The organism is Desulfomicrobium norvegicum, assembly GCF_900114595.1.
Classification (GTDB): Bacteria; Desulfobacterota; Desulfovibrionia; order Desulfovibrionales; family Desulfomicrobiaceae; genus Desulfomicrobium; species Desulfomicrobium macestii.
Genome location: NZ_FOTO01000003.1, coordinates 318925 through 341117 on the forward strand (window position 1 = coordinate 318925; position 22193 = coordinate 341117).

At 59.9% G+C, this 22193-nt stretch carries 16 protein-coding genes; 13 read left to right on the forward strand and 3 right to left on the reverse strand.

The genetic code is table 11. The features are described 5' to 3' along the window. The first annotated feature begins 7 nt into the window (after window positions 1-7). Together BMZ24_RS07415 and BMZ24_RS07420 are read left to right on the forward strand one after the other, a co-directional pair. Entirely contained in the window at window positions 8-763 is a 756-nt protein-coding gene (locus BMZ24_RS07415) for a hypothetical protein (protein WP_092190789.1), read from the forward strand. Window positions 764-871: 108 nt separating this feature from the next. Next, entirely contained in the window at window positions 872-2254 is a 1383-nt protein-coding gene (locus tag BMZ24_RS07420; protein WP_092190791.1) for an MATE family efflux transporter, read from the forward strand. A 19-nt stretch (window positions 2255-2273) separates the two neighbouring features. Here the strand turns inward: BMZ24_RS07420 and BMZ24_RS07425 are convergent, their stop codons facing one another. Continuing rightward, on the reverse strand, window positions 2274-4535 hold the full coding sequence (locus tag BMZ24_RS07425; RefSeq protein ID WP_092190793.1) for a GGDEF domain-containing protein: 2262 nt from the start codon (window positions 4533-4535) through the stop codon (window positions 2274-2276). A gap of 262 nt (window positions 4536-4797) precedes the next feature. On the opposite strand from BMZ24_RS07425, the gene BMZ24_RS07430 reads away from it, so the two are divergent. The 8 genes from BMZ24_RS07430 (at window position 4798) to BMZ24_RS07465 (ending at window position 13309) form a co-directional block, all read left to right on the forward strand. Beyond that, the gene (locus BMZ24_RS07430; protein WP_092190795.1) at window positions 4798-5493 is read left to right on the forward strand and encodes a response regulator transcription factor; all 696 of its coding nucleotides are present in this window, start codon (window positions 4798-4800) and stop codon (window positions 5491-5493) included. An 8-nt stretch (window positions 5494-5501) separates the two neighbouring features. Next, window positions 5502-7310, forward strand: a complete 1809-nt coding sequence (locus BMZ24_RS07435) for an ATP-binding protein (RefSeq protein ID WP_092190797.1) — start codon at window positions 5502-5504, stop codon at window positions 7308-7310. 2 nt (window positions 7311-7312) lie between these two features. Continuing rightward, window positions 7313-8074 carry a phosphate ABC transporter ATP-binding protein PstB gene (pstB, locus tag BMZ24_RS07440; RefSeq protein ID WP_092190799.1) on the forward strand — a complete coding sequence of 254 codons (762 nt, stop codon included), beginning with the start codon at window positions 7313-7315 and terminating at the stop codon, window positions 8072-8074. Between the two features lie 50 nt (window positions 8075-8124). After that, window positions 8125-8793 carry a phosphate signaling complex protein PhoU gene (phoU, locus tag BMZ24_RS07445; protein WP_092190801.1) on the forward strand — a complete coding sequence of 223 codons (669 nt, stop codon included), beginning with the start codon at window positions 8125-8127 and terminating at the stop codon, window positions 8791-8793. Between the two features lie 126 nt (window positions 8794-8919). Beyond that, window positions 8920-10215 (forward strand): hypothetical protein, encoded by a 1296-nt coding sequence (locus tag BMZ24_RS07450; protein ID WP_092190804.1) that lies wholly within the window; start codon window positions 8920-8922, stop codon window positions 10213-10215. An 8-nt stretch (window positions 10216-10223) separates the two neighbouring features. Then, entirely contained in the window at window positions 10224-10979 is a 756-nt protein-coding gene (locus BMZ24_RS07455; protein WP_092190806.1) for an MlaA family lipoprotein, read from the forward strand. 296 nt (window positions 10980-11275) lie between these two features. Next, window positions 11276-13018: a YeiH family protein gene (locus BMZ24_RS07460; RefSeq protein WP_092190808.1), complete on the forward strand. Its 1743-nt coding sequence runs from the start codon at window positions 11276-11278 to the stop codon at window positions 13016-13018. A 57-nt stretch (window positions 13019-13075) separates the two neighbouring features. After that, on the forward strand, window positions 13076-13309 hold the full coding sequence (locus BMZ24_RS07465) for a hypothetical protein (RefSeq protein ID WP_092190810.1): 234 nt from the start codon (window positions 13076-13078) through the stop codon (window positions 13307-13309). A 35-nt stretch (window positions 13310-13344) separates the two neighbouring features. Here BMZ24_RS07465 and BMZ24_RS19665 read toward each other — a convergent pair whose 3' ends face one another. Then, entirely contained in the window at window positions 13345-13515 is a 171-nt protein-coding gene (locus BMZ24_RS19665) for a hypothetical protein (protein WP_153304606.1), read from the reverse strand. Between BMZ24_RS19665 and BMZ24_RS07470 the strand changes: the two genes are divergently transcribed. The 3 genes from BMZ24_RS07470 (at window position 13514) to BMZ24_RS07480 (ending at window position 20115) form a co-directional block, all read left to right on the forward strand. Continuing rightward, window positions 13514-15955, forward strand: coding sequence for a c-type heme family protein (locus BMZ24_RS07470; protein WP_092190812.1), 2442 nt, complete (start codon window positions 13514-13516; stop codon window positions 15953-15955). The genes BMZ24_RS19665 and BMZ24_RS07470 overlap by 2 nt on opposite strands. Window positions 15956-15957: 2 nt before the next feature. Continuing rightward, entirely contained in the window at window positions 15958-17400 is a 1443-nt protein-coding gene (locus BMZ24_RS07475; protein WP_425266265.1) for a sigma-54-dependent transcriptional regulator, read from the forward strand. A 207-nt stretch (window positions 17401-17607) separates the two neighbouring features. Then, window positions 17608-20115, forward strand: coding sequence for a PAS domain-containing sensor histidine kinase (locus tag BMZ24_RS07480; RefSeq protein ID WP_143077851.1), 2508 nt, complete (start codon window positions 17608-17610; stop codon window positions 20113-20115). Here BMZ24_RS07480 and BMZ24_RS07485 read toward each other — a convergent pair. Next, window positions 20098-22185, reverse strand: coding sequence for a chemotaxis protein CheA (locus BMZ24_RS07485; protein ID WP_092190818.1), 2088 nt, complete (start codon window positions 22183-22185; stop codon window positions 20098-20100). The two genes, BMZ24_RS07480 and BMZ24_RS07485, sit on opposite strands and share 18 nt — an antisense overlap. Between the last annotated feature and the right edge of the window lie 8 nt (window positions 22186-22193).

Genomic DNA, 22193 nt, shown 5'->3' on the forward strand with positions numbered 1-22193 from the left:
GCTGGTCATGGAATACCCGTCCCTTGATTGCGCCGGATTTTGCCGGGATTGCGGATGCGAACATGTTTTGCCCGCCGAGGCGGCCCTGCCCCATGCCCGGGAGCTGATGGCGCGGCTTGAGCAATGCGGGAATATCGGGCTTGGACAGGCCGCAGACGATCCGCGCCTGTCCCTTGAGTACCTTTACGGCCCTGCCCGGGGGCAGATGTTCGGAGTGCTCCCGTACGTGGACAAGGACGGAACCCGTGGCGTGCTCAGGGCTTTTTCCGGGCAGTACAACGGAATCTGGGAGGTGCCGGGCTGGGTTGGGCCCATCCTTGACCCGGCGGAGTTCGAGCGCGCCATCGAACATGAAGAGCCGCGCATCAAGGAACTGACTCTGCGCATGCAGGGCCTTAGGGTGGACGATCCGGTCCGCCTGGACATGCTGGCCCGGCGGCGCGAATTGTCCCGGAGCCTCATGGAACGCATCTTCGACCTGTACCGCCTGACCAATTTTCGCGGCCGGACCAGGGCCCTGTCCGAGGTCTTCACGGGCAAGGCCATGCCCACGGGCACGGGAGAATGCTGCGCGCCCAAGCTGCTGCACCATGCCGCCGTGCACGGACTGACCCCGCTGGGGCTTGCGGAATTCTACGTCGGCCGTGAAAATCGTTCTGCCACCCGTGCTCACGGGCGGTTTTTCGCGCCCTGCGAAGAAAAATGCAGGCCGATCCTTGGTTTTCTGCTGTGCGGGCTGCCTGAGCCTCCCTGCGTCCCGTGAGCAGTTCCGCGCGAAAACCGGACCCGGCCTGATCCTCGGGCGCGTCACGGCAGCCGGCCGACTGTTTTCGATATTGCCAGTGCGCCGTACTTGGGGCACTCATGGGTCATGATCCACATCTCTCCGGCCACGGCCATCATATATCGCCGCATTTTCAAAATTTCCATGCCACTGGTCATAAGCCTCGGGGCGACCACGATCATGGAGTTCACGGACCGCCTCTTTCTGGCCCGCTATTCCCTCGACGCCATCGCAGCAGCCCTGCCCGCCGGGATCATGGCCCTTCTGGCCATGACCATTTTCCTTGGCACCACGAGTTACGTCTCCGTGTTCGTGGCCCAGTACACCGGTCAGGGGCGTCCCGAGATGGTCGGCAGGGCGGTCTGGCAGGGCATCTATGTGGCGCTTTTGGGAGCGGTCGTGCTGGGGGCGCTGGCCTTTTTGGCCGAGAGCATTTTCGCCTTCGGCGGCCATTCCAAAGAGATTCAGGTCCTTGAGTCCATATATTTCAGGACGCTGTGCCTGGGGGCGGGGATGCATCTGGTCGGCGGAGCTTTGGCCGGGTTCTTCACCGGCCTTGGGCGCACGCGCGTGGTCATGTTCGCCAACTCGGCCGGGATGCTCCTGAATATCCCCCTCGACTATTGCCTCATTAACGGCGTCGGGCCGTTTCCGGAGCTGGGCATCCTGGGCGCGGGCCTGGCCACGGTGATAAGCTGGGGGGTGATCACGACCATTCTCTGGCTGGCCATGCGCCGCTCCGAGAACGCCCGGTTCCGCCTGGCCATCGATCGGCGACTGAGGCCCGAGCTGTGGCTCAGGCTCATGCGCTACGGGCTGCCGAGCGGGATGGAATTCTTCCTCGACATATTCGCCTTCACGGTCTTCATCTTCGTGGTCGGCAGGCTCGGGACCATGGAGCTGGCCGCGACCAACATCGCGCTGAACATCAACGCCCTGGCCTTCATGCCTCTGGTCGGCTTCGCCATGGGCACCAGCACCCTGGTCGGTCAGGCCATGGGCGCGGGCAAGCCCGACGACGTGCCCATGGTGGTGCGTGCCAGCCTCGTGCTGACCTTTGCCTATCTGGCGGCCATGTCGGCGGTTTTCCTGTTCGCCCCGGAAGCGGTCCTGCATCTGTTCCAGCCCTGCGACATGGACCCGGCCGCCTTTGCCTCGGTGGTCGGCATGGGCCGGACCCTGCTCATGATCGTAGTCGCGTACCTGTTCTTCGACGGGGTCAGCTTCATTGTCTATGGGGCGCTCAAAGGGGCGGGGGACACGGTTTTCGTCATGGCCGCGCGTCTGGCGCTGGTCTTTCTGGTCATGATCGCGCCACTTCTGGCCGGAGCCTGGCTTGATTTCGGGCTCTATTATTTCTGGGCCGTGACCTGCACGTTTCTGATCATGCTCTCGCTTGTGGGGTGGTGGCGCTTCAGGCAGGGGAAATGGCGGAACATGTTGGTGGTGGAGAAAAAGCCGCCCGCATGAAGCAGGGCGGCTGTCCGAGTCATGCGGTTTGCTCGCAGGTCCGATTGCCGCGCCGGTCCCGAACATAGACGTTGCCGGGCAGGGTCTTGGCGTAGCCCTTGATCTGGGCCGCTTTTTCCCCCAGGGCCTGCAGGCTGCACGGGGCCATGCAGTCCACGATGCCGATGGACACGGAGACCAGCGGGAACTGCTGCTCCCTGCCGTCCCGGCCCTTACCCATGATCCAGCCCCTGGCGCGGTCCTGGGCATGGTAGCAGTTCAGGATGAGCCTTTTGAAGCAGCGGGTGACGGCCTGGCAGATGCGTTCCGCTTTCTCCGGATTGACCATGGCCACGAAATCATCCCCGCCAATGTGCGCCAGAAAGTCTCCGCTGTGCCCATGCCGGGAAATGGCCCAGGTCATGATGCGCCCCAGCAGCAGTATGACGAGGTCGCCGTCCTTGAAGCCGTAGACGTCATTGTAGACCTTGAAGTTGTCCAGGTCCGCGTAGAGCATGCAGAAGGGCTTGCCCCGCCTGAGCCTCGTCTCGATTTCCTTCTCCAGCGCCACGTTGCCCGGGATGCCTGTCAGCGGGTTGGTGCCCTTGGCCATTTCGACCTGAACCTGCGCCAGGGTGGTCAGCATCTTCTGCACCGTGACCACGCCCAAAAATTGTCCGCCACTGGTGACGATGACCTCGTCGTAGGCTTTCAGCATTTCGCGGGTGTTGGCGTTCTTGGCCACGGATTCCACGGGTTCGCGTTCGTCCACGACCATGGGAGTGGTGTCCATGAGCACCGCCACTGGTTTTTCCGCGTACAGAGCCCGCCCGTAGAGAGTGGCCAGATGCCGGTCCAGGCTGTAGCCCATGACCAGCCCCTGGGGTATGCCGTCGTCCACGACAACCACGCTTGAGAGCGCGGGGTTGGTGGCGAAGATCCGCTGCACGGACTGCACCGGGGTTCGGGGGCTGACGGTCAATGTCTTTTGGACCAGTTGTCCTATGGGAATGGAGCAGGACAGCCTGCCGAAGTTGTCCGGACGCAGCGGGGTCAGCTCCTTCATGTCCAGGTGGGTCTCGGGTTTGGGATAATGGGGGCGGCTCAAATAATATCCCTGGCCGAAATGGACTCCGATCTCCGTCAGGGCGCGTGCTTCGCCCTTGGTTTCGATCCCTTCGGCGATGATTTCCGAGCCGATGCGGCCCGCCAGGGTTACCATGGTCTCCATGAGCGCCCTGCGTACCGGGTCCTTGTCCACGTCGCGCACCAGCGACATGTCGACCTTGATGAAGTCGGGCTTCAGGGCCGCGACCGTGGACAACCCTGAGTAGCCCGTTCCGGCGTCGTCCACGGCAATCTTGAATCCCTGGCTGCGGTAATGGTCCAGGGTTTTGTGAAACGAGGTGAAGTCTTTTATGGAATGGCGTTCGGTTATTTCAAAGACGATGTCCTCGGGTTTGAGGCCATGTTTGTCCAGAATTTCCAGAGTCTTGCCTGGGGCGAAGGTCGGGTCGACCACGGTGCGCGGGTGGATGTTCAGGAACAGCCTTTGGCCCGTGGTCAGAACTCCCACCGTTTCCATGGCCTTCGCTCGGCAGGCCTGCTCCAGCGCAAAGAGCTGTCCGAACTGTTCGGCGAAATCGAAGAGGATCGACGGCGATTCGAAATCGGAGCCGCGCGGCCCGCGCGCCAGAGCCTCCCAGGCCATGACGGTTCCTGTCTTGAAATCGTAGATGGGCTGAAAGAGCATGCGGATCTGTCCGTTGCGGATGATGGCCCGAAAGGTGGAGGAGAGCTTGACCGCTTCAAGGTCGATGCCGCCCTGGGCCATGCGCCGCGCATCATGGATGGCCTCGTGGAAGATCCGCTCGCGTTCGAAAAGCGACGATTCCGGCAACGTCGAGAACCCCACCTCGATCTCGAATTCCCTGCCAAGCGAGGAAATGGTATGTTTTCTGAGAATGGCCTGCAGCTTGACCTTGAGGCTGAAGGCCTGGTCCATGAGCTGGGAATCCTTGGCCTGTCCCAGACATCGGATGAGCAGCGCCTCTCCGGAGGAGATGCGCAGGGCGTGTCTGGCGCTGAGCATCGGGCTGTCGGGGTCGTGCTGGTTCAGGGCGTTGATGAGCAGGTTCTCCAGTTCCTCGGCGACATGGTCTCCGTAGAGTTCCCGGCAGAGTCCGAAGTCCTTGAGGCGAAATATGAAGATGCTCAGCCAGTGATGGGCGTGCAGGAATCTTTTGAGTTCGAAAATGGGCTTGGTCGCGGCCTGCATGGTTTGGGCTTGAGAGTTGGACATCATTTCCTCTGATGGATGGGACCGGGGTCGTTTTCAGGTAGAATCAAAGTTAGGAAGCTCTTTGTCCGGCGGATGCGACATTTTGGCGACAGGCCCGTGACAGGTGCGAGGCGATTGGATTTGAGTCCCTTTGCGGGGAATGTTACAGGAAATTCATACAGGTGTCACAATGCTGTCACATGCTCCCTGTAGCCCATCATGGGTACGAGGGGGGCGGCGCGTCGAAAGTGGCGGGGCTCTTTTCGTGAACAAGGGGGGAAACATGGCTCACAAGATTGTCGTCATCGAAGACGAACCGGATATCGCCAACCTTTTGGCTTTTCATCTCAAGTCGGGCGGGTACGACTGCTTCGTGGCCCGGGATGGAAAAAAGGGCCTGCAGCTGGTCCAGTCCGAACGGCCGGATCTGGTGCTGCTTGATCTGATGCTGCCCGGCATGAGCGGCACGGACGTTTGCAAGGCCGTCAAGGGCAGCCCGGAATGCGCTCACATACCAATCATTATGCTCACCGCCCGGGGTGACGAAGTCGACCGCATCCTCGGCTTCGAACTCGGCGCGGATGATTATGTCATAAAGCCGTTCAGCCCCCGGGAACTGATGCTGCGCATCAAGACCGTTCTGCGACGCAACGTGAACATCCTGCCCAAGGTCGCGCACTGGCAGCGCGAGGGCCTGGCTGCCGATTTCGAGGCGTACACGTTGCTCGTGGACGGGGTGGACGCGCACCTGACCCCCACGGAATTCAATCTTTTCGGAGAATTCGTGCGTAACGAGGGCAAGGTGCTCTCCCGGGAGCAACTCCTGAGCAATGCCTGGGGGTACGAATTCGAAGGCTATTCGCGCACCGTTGATACCCATGTGCGTCGGCTGCGCAAGAAGCTCGGCCCCTATGCCGACTGGCTGGAGACCGTCCGAGGCATCGGTTATCGCATGAAACGTGAAAATCAGGTCGACTAGGGCGCTTCATGACCACAACGACGATTTCCTTGCGGCTGCGGCTGTTTCTGGCCTTCGGGGTCATTTTGTTTTTGGCGCTGGGCGTGCCTGCCTACTATCTGCACCAGAATCTCGGGCAGACCAGCGAGCGCGAAGCCCGAGACAGCGCACGGCGAGACCTGCGCGCGGTGGAGTGGATGCTGTCCCATGGCTCCTTCACTTCCTTCGCGGCGGTCAACGAGGCGCTGCGCGACCTTGCGGCACGCATGGACATCCGCGTCACCTTCATCGATCTTGAAGGTCGGGTGCTGACCGATTCCGGCGTGACGGCGGAACGGGTCGAGAGACTGGAGAACCATTTGGGCAGGCCGGAAGTGACACAGGCCCTTGCCGGAGAGATCGGTCTCAGCCTGCGTTACAGCGACACCCTGGACCAGGATCTGCTCTATGCGGCCATGCGTACACAGGCCAGCGGGATCATGCCGGAGGGTATCGTGCGCATCGCGCGTCCCCAGAGCCAGATTCGCAAGACCCTGGACCGGCTCTACGGACGGACTGGCTGGGTCTACGGGTTCAGCGTCATCCTGGCCTTCGGGCTCGTCTCCCTGACTTCGAGGCAGATTGGCCGCGCCATAGCGAGCGTGGCCCAGGCCGCCGCCGACATCGGCCAGGGCGAGCCGGGCAAGCGCATTCGCTTTTCGCCGAGCACCGAGCTTACGCCACTGGTGCAGGCCTTCAACAACATGGTCGAACGCATCGAGTCCAACATGCAGACCATCGTCAAGCAGAAGATGGAATCCGAAGCCGTGCTCAACGGAATGAAGGCCGGGCTGATCGTCCTCGACGGACACGGCCGGATTCTGCGCGGCAACTACGCCGCCCAGGAGATTTTTCCGGGCCTTTCGACCTTCGCCGGGCGCAAGCCCATGGAACTGTCCCTGCTGCAGGATCTTCAGGATGCCTGCGACGCGGCGCTCCAAAAGCGCCGGGAAGGTGATTTTTCCCAGGTCGGAGTGGTGGTCTCCCTGGCGGGTGGCAGAAGCTTCGACGTCTCCATCGTGCCCATCAAGGGCGACGCCGAGCTTGGCGTGATCATGGTTTTTCACGACATCACCGAAATCAAGCGGGTGGAACAGATCCGTCGTGATTTCGTGGCCAACGTGTCGCACGAGTTGCGTACACCCCTGACATCGATCAAGGGCTACGCCGAAACCCTGGTGGGCATCGAGAAATACGATCCCGAGCAGACGCGCTCCTTCCTGGAGGTCATCCTGCGCAACGCCAACCACATGAACACCATGCTCGACGAGCTGCTCCAGCTCTCGCGCCTGGAGCATGGCAAGCAGCGCCCCGACCTGGTCACGGTGGAGCCTGCCTCGGCGCTTTATTCGGCCTGGAAGAGCTGTCATCCCTTGAGCAAGGACATCGAATTCGTGAACGAGCTAGGTGCCTCAACGCCCCAGGTGCGGGCCAATTTCGAGCAGCTGGTCCAGGTTTTTCGCAATGTCCTTGAAAACGCCATCAAGTACGTGCCTGACGAAACCGCCGTCATCCGTGTCCACGGGCATGCGAGCGGTCGTGAGCTGGTTGTTTTCATCGAGGACAACGGGCCCGGCATTCCGGTCGAGGATCAGACCCGGATTTTCGAGCGGTTCTACCGTGTGGAAAAGGACCGCAACAGCTCCATCGGCGGCACGGGCCTCGGCCTTGCCATCTGCAGGCACATAATGGCCAATCACGGAGGGCGGATCACGGTGCAGAGCCCCGTGCCCGAAACCGGGATCGGCTCCCGCTTCATCATCACCTTGCCCCTGGCCGGGCAGATCCCAGAGGAATAGACATGACAGAAACGGTCAAGATTTCATCGAGAAATCTCAACTTCTATTATTCGGACTTTCACGCGCTCCAGGATATCAGCTTCGATATGCTGCAGCATCAGGCTACGGCCCTTATCGGGCCTTCGGGTTGCGGCAAGTCTACTTTTCTGCGGTGCATCAACCGCATGAACGACCTTATAGCCGGTACCCGGATCGAAGGGTCCCTGACCATGGACGGGCAGGACCTGAACGACAATGCCCATGACGTGGTCGTGCTCCGGCGCCGGGTGGGCATGGTCTTCCAGAAGCCCAATCCTTTTCCCAAGAGCATCTACGAGAACGTGGCCTATGGGCTGCGGGTCAACGGCGTCAAGGACCGTGAATTCATCGATGCGCGGGTTGAGGAGAGCCTCAAGCTCGCCGCCCTGTGGGACGAGGTCAAGGACCGCATGGACCAGTCGGGCCTCAGCCTTTCGGGCGGGCAGCAACAGCGCCTGTGCATCGCCCGGGCCATGGCCGTGGAGCCCGAGGTGCTGCTCATGGACGAGCCCGCTTCCGCGCTTGACCCCATCGCCACCCAGAAGATCGAGGAGCTCATCCACGAACTCAAGAACAAATTCACCATCGTCATTGTCACGCACTCCATGCAGCAGGCCGCCCGCGTCTCCGATCGGACCGCATTTTTCTATATGGGCAAGCTCATCGAGGTCGGCCCCACGGACAAGCTGTTCACCCGTCCGGAGAACAAGCAGACCGAGGACTATATCACAGGCCGTTTCGGCTGATGCCCCCAGTTCTTCTGAATGGTCCGACAAATTTTTAAAGGAAGTGAAAGATGTATACGCATTTGCATGAAGAAATCGAAACGCTGAAGCTCAAGGTGCTGAAGATGGTCTCCCTGACCGAGGACGCGGTCCAGAAGTCCATCCAGGCCTATGTGAACAAGGATCTGTATCTGGCCGAAGAGGTTCAGGACGGGGACGTGGAAGTAAATCGTCTGGAGGTGGAGATTGACGAGCTGGCGCTCAAGCTGCTGGCCCTGGAGCAGCCCGTGGCCGGAGACCTGCGCTTCATCCTCGGGTGCATGCGCATCAGCGTCGATCTTGAACGCATCGCCGATGAGGCCGTGAACATCGCCGAGCGCTCCATCATGCTCAGTTCGCGGCCGCCGTTGCCTTTTCATCAGGACGTGCTGGAGATGGGCACCAAGGCCCTGGCCATGCTGCGGCACGCGGCCCAGGCGTTCTCATCCAGCAATGTGGAGGCGGCCCTGCAGGTCTGCCATCTGGACAACGAGGTCGACGTGCTGAACCACAAGAACATGCGTCAGGTCATCGAATACATGATCCACGAGACTCCGGCCATCGAGCGTTCCGTTCACACCATCATTCTCATCCGCCGCCTCGAGCGCATCGGCGATCTGGCCACCAATATTGCCGAATCCGTGGTGTTCATCGCCCAAGGCGTGAACATAAAACACAAACTGTATTTCGACGAGCGTTGATCCGGTACACGTACATGATTTGCAAGAGGGCGCCTGCGGGCGCTCTTTTCATTTACGGTGCAAAAGCTTGCGCTCACACCTCCAACTGGCTAGTGATCCCGGATACATCACCGTGGAGGATTGCGCATGCATCGCGCCCTGCTATTATGCCTTTTCGTTCTGGCCGCCTTCGCGCCGGCCAGTGCCTATGAATATCCGTTCAAGAATCCTTACGAGGCCACCGTGCTCGGCACTCTGCCGCGGGACGAATTTCCGTTGGACTCCATCCGTCCCTCCTCGTTGCGCGATCTCAACCCGTTGAGTGATCTGGGCGCGGTGCGCGAAAGGGAGCTCCTGCTGCATGAGCGTCCGGTGCCCGAAATCCTCTGGTATGACGACACCCTGCAGTACTCCGTTGCCCTGCAACGCGACGTGGCGCCGCTGCTGTTCATCATTGCCGGGACAGGCTCTTCCTACGATTCGGCCAACTGCCGCTTCCTGCAGGCGGTCTTTCATCGGGCCGGGTACCACGTGGTCAGCCTGTCATCGCCGACGTATCCGAACTTTGTGGTCAGCGCCTCCACGACCCAGGTTCCGGGGTTCATTCCCCGCGACGTGGCTGACCTGTATCAGAGCATGGACGCCATCGTGAACGAAATTGGCCGCGACAGGATATCCTCCTACAACCTGACCGGTTACAGCCTCGGCGGAACACAGTCCGCTTTTCTGGCGGAGCTGGACACGCGCGAAAAGCGTTTCGGATTCGACAAGGTGATGCTCCTCAATCCGGCGGTCAGCCTGCTGACCTCTGCCACCATCCTCGACCACCTGCTCTCCGACAACGTGGCCGACCGGACCGAGGCCGCAAGGGTCGTGGCCGATCTGGTCTCCGATCTTTCGGCGGCCTATCGCGGTAGCGACGAGGTCAATTTCGGCGACGAATTTCTTTTTGCATTGCACGGGAGCCGCTCCATTTCCGAAAAGGAGCTCAAGATCCTCATTGGCGTCGCTTTCCGAGTCTCTCTTGCGTCCATGGTTTTTACCAGCGACGTGTGCACGGGAGCGGGATACATTTCCCCAAGGGGGCACGTCATCGAGAAGAACGAGTCCCTGTCGCCTTATCTGGATGCGGCCGTGGGCGTGAGTTTCGAGGATTATGTGGACGAGTATCTCTTGCCTTTCCTGGCCTTCACGGATCCGGCCATGACCCGGGAACGGGCCGTGGCGGCCAGCAGCCTCGAATCCATCGCTCCTTTTCTGCGCGAGTCCACAAGCATCGCGGTCATGACCAATGTCGACGACCCCATTCTGACCCCCGACAACCTCGGTTTTCTGAAACGCACGTTCAACGGCCGCCTGACGCTCTATCCGGCAGGGGGGCACTGCGGCAATATCCGTTATCGGGACAATGTCGCGGCCATGCTCGATTTTTTCCGCAAGTGAGACATACCATGCGCATATTTCTTCTCTGCCTCATCCTCTTCGTCTCCGCCGGATGCGCCACCAACGGGCAGCATCAGCCCGGCCCTTTTCAGGCCCCCGTACATCGCGGCCTGCCCGAGGACCCGACCCTGGAGCGGCATTTTCAGGTCCATGATCCCTGGGAGGGATTCAATCGGAACATGTACCACTTCAACGCCCAGCTTGACCGCTACGTCTATCTGCCAGTGGTCCGCACCTACGAGGCGATCCTGCCGGATAGCGTTCAACAGGGCGTTTCCAATATTTTCAATAACTTGAAAGAAATACCGATTTTTGTGAACTCTGTCCTGCAAGGCAAGGCCAAAAAGGCTTCGGTCTCGCTGGGCCGCTTTGTCTTCAACACGACCATCGGCCTGGGCGGCATCATCGACGTGCTCGGCAATGGAGGCATCCCGCAGGAAAACGAGGATTTCGGACAGACCCTGGGCTTCTGGGGCGTCCCCCCCGGTCCGTATCTGGTGCTCCCCGTGTTCGGGCCCTCCGGAGTGCGCGACACGGGAGGCGTGTTCGTGGACGCGGCCATGACCATAAACCCATCGTACGGCCTCTTCCAGGACATGAGCTGGATTGCGCGCGAGTCGGTGTCCACCGGCGTTTACGGGGTCAAGGCTGTCGACGCGCGGCATCAGGTCAAGTTTCGCTACTACGAGACCGGAAGTCCCTTCGAGTACCAGTTGGTGCGCTTCATCTACTCCAAGAAACGCGAACTCGACATCGAGAAGTAGTTTTTTCTTTTCCCTGCCTTGAAAAGGCGTGGCGTTCCTCTCGAGCGGCCACGCCTTTTTTTATCGTTTTCCAAAATTTTGGACGGCTGCAGGATGCAGCTCTTGAAGTTTGCGGTGCTAACTTGTGTTTGCAGTGTAAATCGTGCTTTGCGCTTTTTTTAAGATGCGAAATTGTAACGCGCTGAAATTATGCGGTCTCGTATTTTTTGCAGACATGGCAGGGCTTTTGCTCTGGCTTCGTCGTCAAAATAACCGGCGAGAGAACGCTTCATAATCATCGAGGAGGAAGAAAACCAATGTCTGAAGAAAGCAGCAGCGTCGTCATCGACCACGGGAAAAGCCAGTGGTCGGATTTGTGGAAGAAAGAGGACTTCCTGGCCATCTGGCTCGGTTTTATCATTATTTCCGTCTGCATCCTGGCGTACACGACTTTTGGTCCCAAGGCGGAGTTTGCCGAAAAGATAGCCACCGCCAACCAGATCCAGGAAGCGGAACTGGCCAAGGCTCCGTTCAAGACCATCGCCTGGCACAATGCCCAGGATGCCAAGGGCAAACTCAAGGGCTCCGGTACCGCGTTTGGCAAATTTGCGTCCCACTGGACCAAGACGCCAGGTTCCTGGAAGACCAACCCCATGGATTCCCTGATCCGCTCCGAATCCCAGGCCAAGGCGCTCAACGAGAAGGCCATGCCTAAATACGAAGAGGCCAAGGGCAAGCTTGAAGTGGCACTCGCCGCTGCCGTGGCCGCGGAAGAGGCTGCGGCCGGCGCATCCTTCCAGAACCAGGCGCTCAATGACGAGGCCGCGGCCAAGATTTCCGAGTGGCGCGACGCGCACAAGGCTGCCGGAGATGCCAAGAAGAAGGTCGAAAACAAGCCCTACAACTACATTCCGTCCCTCATCGGCCTGTGCATCTTCATCGCGCTGATCTTCGGTGCGGGCATTGCCATGATGGGCAAGAGCGCGCCTGCGTTCCTGCAGGGTTTCGTGATTGTCTTCCTGGTCGCCGTCCTGGCGTACATTCTCGGCGGACAGGCCATCTCCAAGCAGTACGGTTTTGGCGCCGAAGCCTGGGGCGTGCTTCTGGGCATGGTCATAGCCAATACCGTGGGCACTCCCAAATGGGTCCTTCCGGCTTGTGAAGTCGAATTTTTCATCAAGACCGGCCTTGTTCTTCTGGGCGCGGAAGTGCTCTTCAACAAGATCGTGGCCATCGGCACACCCGGCATTTTCGTGGCCTGGGTAGTCACCCCCGTCGTGCTCGTGTGCACCTACATCTTCGGCCAGAAGGTGCTGAAGATGCCCTCCAAGACACTCAACGTCGTCATCTCCGCCGACATGTCCGTGTGTGGCACCTCCGCCGCCATCGCCGCTGCGGCAGCCTGCCGGGCCAAGAAGGAAGAGCTGACACTGTCCATCGGTCTGTCCCTGGTCTTCACCGCCATCATGATGATCGCCATGCCTGCCTTCATCAAGGCTGTCGGCATCCCGGAAGTTCTGGGCGGCGCCTGGATGGGCGGCACCATCGACTCCACCGGCGCGGTGGCCGCGGCAGGCGCGTTCCTGGGCCAGAAGGCCATGTACGTGGCCGCGACCATCAAGATGATCCAGAACGTCATGATCGGTGTTACCGCATTCTGCATCGCCGTGTACTGGTGCACGAAGGTTGACTGCGTGGCCGGCAAGACCGTTGGCGCAGGAGAGATTTGGCATCGTTTTCCCAAGTTCGTGCTCGGCTTCATCGCCGCCTCCATCATCTTCTCCATCCTGGATCAGGGCATGGGCAAGGATCTTGGCGGCGCGGTCGTGGATCACGGCATCGTCCGCGGCGGCACCAGGCTTCTGCGTGGCTGGTTCTTCGCCCTGTCCTTTGCGGCCATCGGCCTGTCCACCAACTTCCGCGAGCTGGCCAAGTACTTCAAGGGCGGCAAGCCGCTCATCCTGTATGTCTGCGGTCAAAGCCTCAATCTTGTCTTGACTCTGGCCATGGCCTACCTCATGTTCTACGTGGTCTTCCCCGAAATCACGGCCAAGATCTAAATTGTCTCGAAAAACAGCCGGGAGGATCTTCCTCCCGGCTTTTAAGGACGTATCGTCATGACTGAAAAAAGCCTGCCCGTAAGATTGAAGAATTTTGTTCTGACCATGGGCGCCGCCCTGGCCTTCGTCTACCTGTTCCTGCCTTTTTTGACCAACTCCTGTGGTGTTCTGAGCCGCATGTCCTCGTATCTGGACGATAATGGCATCGATCCGACCCGTTATTACTACACGGATGTTGCACAGGTGAAGGAAGGAGAGGATTACCTGCGTTTTGCCCTGGAGGAAAAATAGTCGAGGCGCCTCTCTTTGGGGGAAATGTGCTCAGATCAGGAGCAGCCGAACGGTTTCAGGTCTTGATTGGAGGACGGTAGAACACTAATGATTTCTATGGTGCCCTTTTTTGATTTGGTCTTGCCGACAGTCTGAGCGAACGCATCTTCATCCACTTCACACACGTTTCCACCGCCACGGGAAGCATCAATTTCAGGCGAGCCCATGCACCTTCTCAAGCCATCAAAGATACAGACCAAATTTGTTTCCGGGCTTTTGGTCGCCTCCATTGTTCTGGGCATCGTTTTTTCCGTCGGTTTTTATCTACACATGAAAAATGTCCTCGAGGAGGAGGTGCGGGACAAGGCCCTGCTCATCTTCACCCATGTGGACTCCATCCAGCACTACGTGCGCGACATCCTGCGCCCGGCCATGTACGAGCGCCTGCCCGCTTCGTTCATCATCGAGGCCATGTCCTCATCCTACATTTCCCGAACCATCATGGCGCCGATCAACGACGATCACGGCGGCACCATCTATCGCCGCGTGGCCATCGACGCACGCAACCCCGCTTACGAAGCCAACACGCACGAACGGGAACTGATCCGCTATTTCAGGGCCAATCCCGAGCAGGAGCTGTGGCAGGGGTACAAGACCATGGACGGGGAAAAATATTTTCTGAAAGTCCGTGCCGTGCGTTTCGAGGAAGGGTGCATGTATTGCCACGGCAAGCCCGAGGATGCTCCGCCGGAGCTTTTGTCCCTGTACGGGGGGCGGGGTTTCGGCAAGGAGGAGAACTCCATCGCCGGGGTCGATTTCGTGGGCATCTCCGTGCAGAGCAGTGTCGGGCGCGTGCAGCAGACCATCCTGACCTACTTCGCCTTTTTCGCCTTTGGCGCGCTGCTGTTTTTTTCAGCGACAAATTTTCTGTTCCGGGTTCTGGTGGTCAACAATCTCAAACGCCTCAACAGCGTTTTCAGACGCAACGTGGTCGATGCGGAAGGCTCCGAGCTCCTGCACAAGCTGGAGCAGGGCGACGAGATCGAGGAATTGGTCGAAGGCATGGAGCAGATGGGCAATCATCTCTTCGAGGTCCGCCACCAGCTCCAGGATTATGCGGAGAATCTGCGCAAGATGGTCGATGATCGCACCGAGGCCCTTTCCCATGAGGCCGAAGCCCGGCAGGCAGACGTGCATCTCTTTGTGCGCCTGCTGGAGGACATGCGCCGCAGCGGTTCGCGTTCGGAACTCTGGAGCCTGGCCCTGCCTCAGATCTGCAAGCGCTTCGGGGCGCGCAGCATCGCCTATGTGTGCACCATGGTCTCCAGGAATTACTACGTCTGGCCGGAGTCGTCCGCCGCTCCCGAGTTGCCTGAGAACATGGTGGATGTGCTGACCGGAAGCGCCTGCCTGCAATCGGGATCCAGGATTTTCGTGCCGGTGGAGTCGAGCTCCGGAAATGCCGAGGGCATCCTTTGCCTCTACTGGGACACCGAAGCAGAGGCGGCACGGCACGATCAGCGGGTACTCACGGCGCTCGGTCGTCAGCTCGGCACGGCAGCGGAGAATCTGACGGCCATCGACAGCCTGCTGCGGCAGATGAACGTGCTCGAAACCATCGTCGAAGGCATCACCGACCCGCTGGCGCTCATGGACTCGAACTGCGCCGTGCTGACCGTGAACCAGGCCGCCCGACAGCTGACCTCGGAATTGACGGGCGGCGAACGCACGGACGGCAACATGCTGTCCATCTTTTTCGATCCGTTGTCTCATCCTTGTCCGATGGTTGACGCCATTCGCGGCGGGGCGCCGGATCTGCGCGAAGTCGAGCTGCCCGGAGGCAGGTCGTTTTCACTTTCGATGTACCCGGTGCGCAGTTCCGACGGGCAGACGGACCGCGTGGTCGTCTATGTGCGCGAGACCACCATGGAGAAGCGCATGCGTTCCCAGGTCTGGCATTCGGAGAAGATGGCGACCGTAGGCAAGCTCACGGCGGGCCTGGCGCATGAGATCAACAACCCGCTCGGGGTCATCCTCTGCTATGCGGGGTTGCTCCGCCAGACGATCTCCGATCCGCAGCAGGCTTCGGACCTGAACATAATCGAGCGCCACACCAGGCAGGCGCAGAGAGTGCTTCAGGAGCTTCTCAATTTTGCCCGCCCCAAGGCTGCCGGGTCGGGCACGGCGGATGCCTGCGGCGTTGCCGTGTCCGTGTCCGAGGTTTTTTCCGTGCAGGCCGCCAAGAAGAGGGCGCACTTGACTGTGGAACAACCAGATCGGCCTCTGCCCGTGCGCATGGGTATCGGTGAGCTGGAGCAGGTGCTCAGCAACCTGGTCATCAACGCCCTCGACGCGGTCGGGGAGGAGGATGGCGAGATAGTGGTTCGGGTCGCGCCCAAGGCTGGGCGGGTGGCCATCGTGGTGGAGGATAACGGTCCGGGCGTTTCGGCGGCGGATGCGCCGCATATTTTCGATCCCTTTTATTCGACCAAGGCCATCGGCGCCGGGACTGGACTGGGCCTGGCCGTGGTCTACGGCATGGTCAGGGACGTGGGCGGAGAAGTCTTTGTCGAGCATTCGGACCTCGGCGGCGCGCGCTTTGTCGTGCTCCTGCCGTCTGGAACCGATGACCAGGAATCGGATACTGCGCACCAGAGGAAGGATTGAGCATGGAAGTCATGGATTCAGCCGGCATTGTCACGGGAGCACGGGTCGTCATTGTCGACGACGAAGTTGATTTCGCACGCGGACTGGCCAGGCTTGTCGGAGGTCATTTTCCGGGCCTCGACGTGGTGGCCGTGCATAGCGGAGCCGAGGCTCTGCAAGCCCTGGCGGCGAAACCCGCGCAGCTCATGATCACGGATTTGCGCATGCCCGAGATGACCGGATTGCAGCTTTTGTCCCAGGCCCTTGGCCTGCTGCCGGACCTGAGCATGGTCGTGCTCACCGCCTACGGGACCATTGAGACGGCGGTGGAGGCCCTGCGGGCTGGTGCCTATGATTTTCTGACCAAGCCCATCGAGCCGGAACAGCTCTTCCGTGTGGTGGAGAAGGGACTGGAGCGAAGCAGGCTGCTGGAGGAAAACAATCGTCTGCGCCAGATCCTGGCCAGCAAGGAATGCGGCGGGGAGCTGGTCGGAGAAGGCGCGGCCATGCGGCAGCTCAAGCGCACCATCGCGGCCGTGGCCCAGTCCGAATACACGGTGCTGGTCCGGGGCGAATCTGGCACCGGCAAGGAGCTGGTGGCCCGCATGGTGCACCATCTCGGCGCACGGGCTTCCCGGCCCTTTCTGGCGGTGAACTGTCCTTCCATTCCCGAGAATCTGCTCGAAAGCGAACTCTTCGGCCACGTCAAGGGCGCCTTTACCGGGGCCGACCGCGACCACAAGGGGCTCTTTGCCGCCGCTGACAAGGGGACCATCCATCTGGACGAAATCGGGGACATTTCCCCGGCGGTCCAGACCAAGCTGCTGCGGGTCATGCAGGACGGGGAGGTCCGGCCAGTGGGATCGAACAGATCCTCACGCGTGGATGTGCGCGTGGTCGCCTCCACCAATCAGAACCTTGAAGCCGCCATTCAGGCCAAGACCTTTCGCGAGGATCTGTATTATCGGTTGAACGTGCTGACCATAACCCTGCCGCCCTTGCGCGAAAGGGCCGAGGACATTCCGCTTTTGGCCGGGCACTTCTTCCGGGCGGCCTGCCGCGAGATGGGGCTGGCCGAAAAACAGGTCGATCCGGAGGTCATGCACTGGATGGCCACTCACTCCTGGCCCGGCAACGTGCGTGAGTTGCAGAATTTCGTGCGCCGTCTGACCGTTTTCGCCACCACGGAGCGGGTAGACATGAATCTGCTGCGCATGGTGCAGCAGGGCGGATGTCTGCCCGTGCCCATGGGCAAGAGCCTGGGCGGAGGCGAAACCGCGCTGGAACCCTACAAGAACGCCAAGGCCGAGGCCGTGGCGGCATTCACCCACTCCTACGTAAACGAGCTTTTGGCCCAGACCAAAGGCAACGTGTCCGAAGCGGCCCGCGTCTCGGGCCTGTCCCGCGTGGCCCTTCAGAAAATCCTTTTGCGCATGGGCGAAAGCGCTGCGCGATTTCGGGATTGACCCGCCTGCCTTGCTTCTTCCTCTGAGTATAGCCAAGCGCTTTTCGCGGTTTTCATCGCTGTAGTCTTTGTGTATGCGCAAGTATCTCAAAACATGATATGCGCTTTGCCGCCGATGCCGGAATGAACAGCTGTCTGTAGGCCGTCACGTATTTCCATTTGTAACTCCAATCATGTTTTGAGATTGGAGGATACGCTTTTGAACGTGATGAACGCGGTATTTCCGTCCGCCCTGCATTTTGACGCCGGTCTTCCTGCTTTCCTTGCTCTCCTGCTGTCATTCGGCACGATTTCGCTTCTGCTTGGTGCATTGCTTATTGTCCTTGCCCGCCTTCGATCAAACAGGAGCTCCCTGGAAACTCGCATTCGCGAATTGCGGTCTGCCTACGAGAAAATCGAGACACTGTCTCATGAAAGACGTGAGTTCGAGGAGAAATTTCAAGCCATTTTCGACAATTCACCGTATTCCATTGCGTTCAACGCGCTCGATGGTACATATTTGGGTGCCAATAAAGCTTTTTTGTCCCGATGGGGCATTTCGCGTGAAGAGGCGCTCACCCGTTCGGTGCAGGACCTTGCTGCGGTCGACAATGATGAAAGGTTGCGTTTTATTCAGATGCTTGAGCGCGACGGGAGCTTCAGCAACATGGAAACGAAGATTTCCAGGCCTGACGGCGCGGTGGGCTATGTGCTGTTTTCCGCATCGCTGGTTTCCATTGGCGGGCTGACAAGCATTTTGTCCACGGCCGTGGATGTCACCTCGCTCAAAGAAGCGGAGCAGAGCGTCAAGCGCTGGCGGCAGAAGTTCGATTTGACCACTGCCGCGGCCAAACTCACCTTCTACGAATATGACGTGGATAATGACGTTCTGAGCTGGAGCGGGAGCATGCTGGATGTGTTGGGGTACAACCCGCAGGAGATGCGGGGGGGCCTCGACGTCTGGACGGAGTTGCTTCACCCGGAGGACGCGGACAGGGCGACGGCTCTTTTCGAAGAGGCGTTGTCGCAAAAGAAGAGGTATATCATCGAGTATCGCCTGCGACGCAAAGATGGGTCGTACGCCGATGTTTTTGAATATGGGCAACTGTTCGCAAGGACACCCGATTCGCCAAAGAGGGTGCTTGGCATCATTCAGGACGTTTCCGAAACCAAACGCACCGAAAAGGCACTGATGCAGAGCGAGGAGAAGTATCGGGCCATCTTCAACAACGCTCCCATAGGGATTTTCCGCACCAGCTACGACGGGCGTTTTCTGGAGGCCAATCCGACTCTTGCCCGCATGTTGGGATACCGGGACCGGGATGAGCTCCTGTCCTCGGTGGAGAGCCTGGAAACAGGCATTTATCCTCATCCCCACACCCGCCGCGACATGCTTGAAGCCCTGCTTGTCTCTCCAGGCGGAATACGCAGGGAAATCGAGTTCAAACGCAAGGACGGCTCCCCTTTTTACGCCGTGATCAACGCTTCCCTGCAATTCGACGACTCGGGACGCCCAGCCTATCTCGACGGCACCATCGAGGACATTACCACCCGCAGGGCCGCCGAGGAGAGGTTGCGGCAGTCCGAGGAGAAGTTCGCGAGCATCTTCCGTTTGTCTCCGGACGGCATCGTGCTTTTCGGGCTTGACACGCAGCGCATTCAGGACGTCAACGATGCCTTTGTCGATCTTTTCGGATTCTCCCGGGAGGAACTCCTGGGCAAGACGACCATTGAACTCGGGATGTACCAGACTCCTGCCGTCAGGGAGCGCCTCTACGAACTGATACACGCCAAAGAGACAATCCGGGATTATGAACTCACGGCATATCGGAAATCCGGTGAAGAAATCGTCTGCCTGCTGTCATGTCAGCTCATAGACATCAATGGCCATCCGACTGTTTTTGCCGTCATACGCGATCTGCGCGAAATGAAACGCATGCAGCAACTCATGATCCAGACGGAGAAAATGCAGTCCCTCGGCGGATTGGCGGCGGGGATGGCCCATGAGATCAACAATCCTTTGGGCATCATTGTGCAGGGCGTGCAAAATACCACGCGCAGGCTCGATCCGTTCTTGGAGCCCAACATCGAAGTTGCCAGGAGACACGAATTGGACTTGCATCGCCTGGCCATGTTTCTCGAAGAGCGCAACATCTTTCGCTATCTGAAGGGGATTCGCGATGCGGGTGAGCGCGCCGCGGATATCGTGTCGAACATGCTTTCCTTCAGCCGTAACAGCGAGCGGACGTTTTCCTCCAATGATCTGAGCGCCATTGCGTCCAAGGCCCTTGAGTTGGCGGGCAAGGATTTTGATTTAAAGAAGCATTATGATTTCAGAAGATTGAATATCGTCAGGGAATATGATCCCGCCTTGCCGCTGGTGCCCTGCGTCGGTACGGAAATCGAGCAGGTGATCCTGAACCTCGTGCGCAATGCCGCCCAGGCCATGGCCCGGGCCGGAACGGAAAGCCCGGCGCTGACCCTGCGCACAAAGAGGATGCAGGATTGGGCGGTGATCGAGGTGGAGGACAACGGCCCGGGCATCCCCAAGGACGAACTCGCCCGCATTTTCGAGCCTTTCTACACGACCAAGAAGATCGGCGAAGGAACCGGGCTCGGGCTTTCGGTGTCGTACTTCATCATAACCAACAACCATCACGGACACCTCTCCGCCTCTTCGCGCGAGGGGCGGGGGGCCAAGTTCGTCATCTCCCTGCCGCTAGGCCAGGACGCGTGATGCGGGCGGCGCCGAGCCGGCCGCCACAAGGGCCGCGATGTCGAGGATGAGAGCCATGCTCCCGTCGCCCTTGATGGTTGCGCCGGAAATCCCGCGTATGTCCTGATAGACCTTGCCCAGGCTCTTGATGACGGTCTGGTGCTCGCCGATGACCCTGTCCACGGCGATGCCGACGCTTTGTCCCTGGGAGTTGCAGACTACGACCTGCTGGATCTTCGGGGCCTGTCCCGGGATGCCGAAATCCCTGCGCAGGCTGACATAGGGCACCATCTGGCCGCGCAGATTGATGAGATCGGCGCGGTCCTTGTCCGTGCGGATGAGTTCCACGCATTCCTCCACGGCGGACAGGGGCATGATGAAGCAGCTGTCCTCGACCTGGACCTGCAGGCCGTCGATGATGGCCAGGGTCAGGGGGATGCGCACGGAGATGGTCGTGCCCTGACCGGGAACACTTTCCAGGCTGATGCGGCCGCGCAGGGCGTCGATGTTGCGCTTGACCACATCCATGCCCACGCCGCGCCCTGAAATGCTGGTGACCTTCTCTGCCGTGGAGAAGCCCGGCGCGAAGATGAGCATGAGGGCGTCCTTGTCCGACATGGGCGTGTCCGCGGCGATGATGCCCTTTTCCACGGCCTTGGCCCGGATGCGGTCGGGGTCGATGCCCGCGCCGTCGTCGGTGATGCGGATGAGCACCTCGCCTCCGGAATGTTCGGCCGAAAGCTCTATGCGGCCCTCGGGATTCTTGCCCCGGGCCATGCGCTCCTCGGGGCTCTCGATGCCGTGGTCGATGCTGTTTCTGAGCAGGTGCACCAACGGGTCGTTCAGGCGCTCGATGACGGTCTTGTCCAGCTCGGTGTCCTCGCCGTGGGTTTCAAGCACGATGCGCTTGCCGAGTTCTTGGGAAAGGTCCCGCACCAGGCGCTTGAAGCGGCTGAAGGTCGAGCCGATGGGCAGCATGCGGATGCCGAGCGTATTGTCTCGCAGCTCGTCGGAGAGCCGCTCGATTTCTTCGGAAATGGCTTGCAGCCGTGCGTCGCTCTGCTCGCTGGCGAATTGGGTCAGCCGCGCCTGGGCCGTGACCAGTTCGCCGACCAGGTCAACCAGAAAGTCCAGTTTCTGCGCCGGAACGCGGATGCTTGAGGTCTGCTGGGCCTCGGCGCTGGCCGTCTGGCGCAGGCGTTTGACTTCCTGCTGCTCGACCAATGCCGCCTCGACCTGACTTGCGCTGACCAGTCCCGCCTCTGACAAAAGCTGGCCGATGGGTTTGCGCTCCAGCAGAATACGCTCCAGGGCGTCCTTGGTGATGTCGTTCTTTTCGACCAGGATCTGGCCGATGAGCTTGTAGGATTCCTCGTCGATGCCCTGGCAGCTTCCGACCATCTGGATGGTCAGGTCGCTGTCTTCCTCCACGAAGATGAACACATCGCGGATCTCTTCCTCGCTGCCGGCCGTGGTCAGGATGATGTCCCACCAGACCAGACAGTCCTCGGGATTGAGCAGGGGCAGGGCGGGGATGTCCCTTAAGTGCATGATGACGTGGTGCTCGCCCATTTCGCACAGCTCTTCCAGCAGGGAGGCGGGGTTGGTCCCGCTCAAGAAAAGATTTTTAGGCGGGGTGAAGCGGATGCGCCAGGTACGCAGGTTCGGGTTCATGGCGCATGTAAGCGGTTCGCGGGTTGGCGTGGCTTCGAGGGGCTTGTGTTCCGGATTGAGTGCCCTGAGGCCCCGGATGACTTCCTCAACCCCCGTGTCCGAATCTTTTCCTTCGACCATGGCCAGGATGTGGTCCCGGGCCAGGAGCGTGAGGCTCAACAGTTCCCTGGTAACTTCAATCCGGCCCGTGCGCGCCAGATCGAAGACTGTCTCCACTTCGTGGGTGAAAGACGCGATATTCTCGAAACCGAACATGGCGCCGGAACCCTTGATGGTGTGCATGGCGCGGAAGACCCGGTTGATGACTTTGTCATTGGTCGTGTCCGTCTCCAGTTCCAACAGCGAGGTCTCAAGCTCGCCTAGAAGCTCCAGCGCTTCTTCCTTGAATGCCTGACGGTGCATTTCTTCTCTGAACATCTCTGACT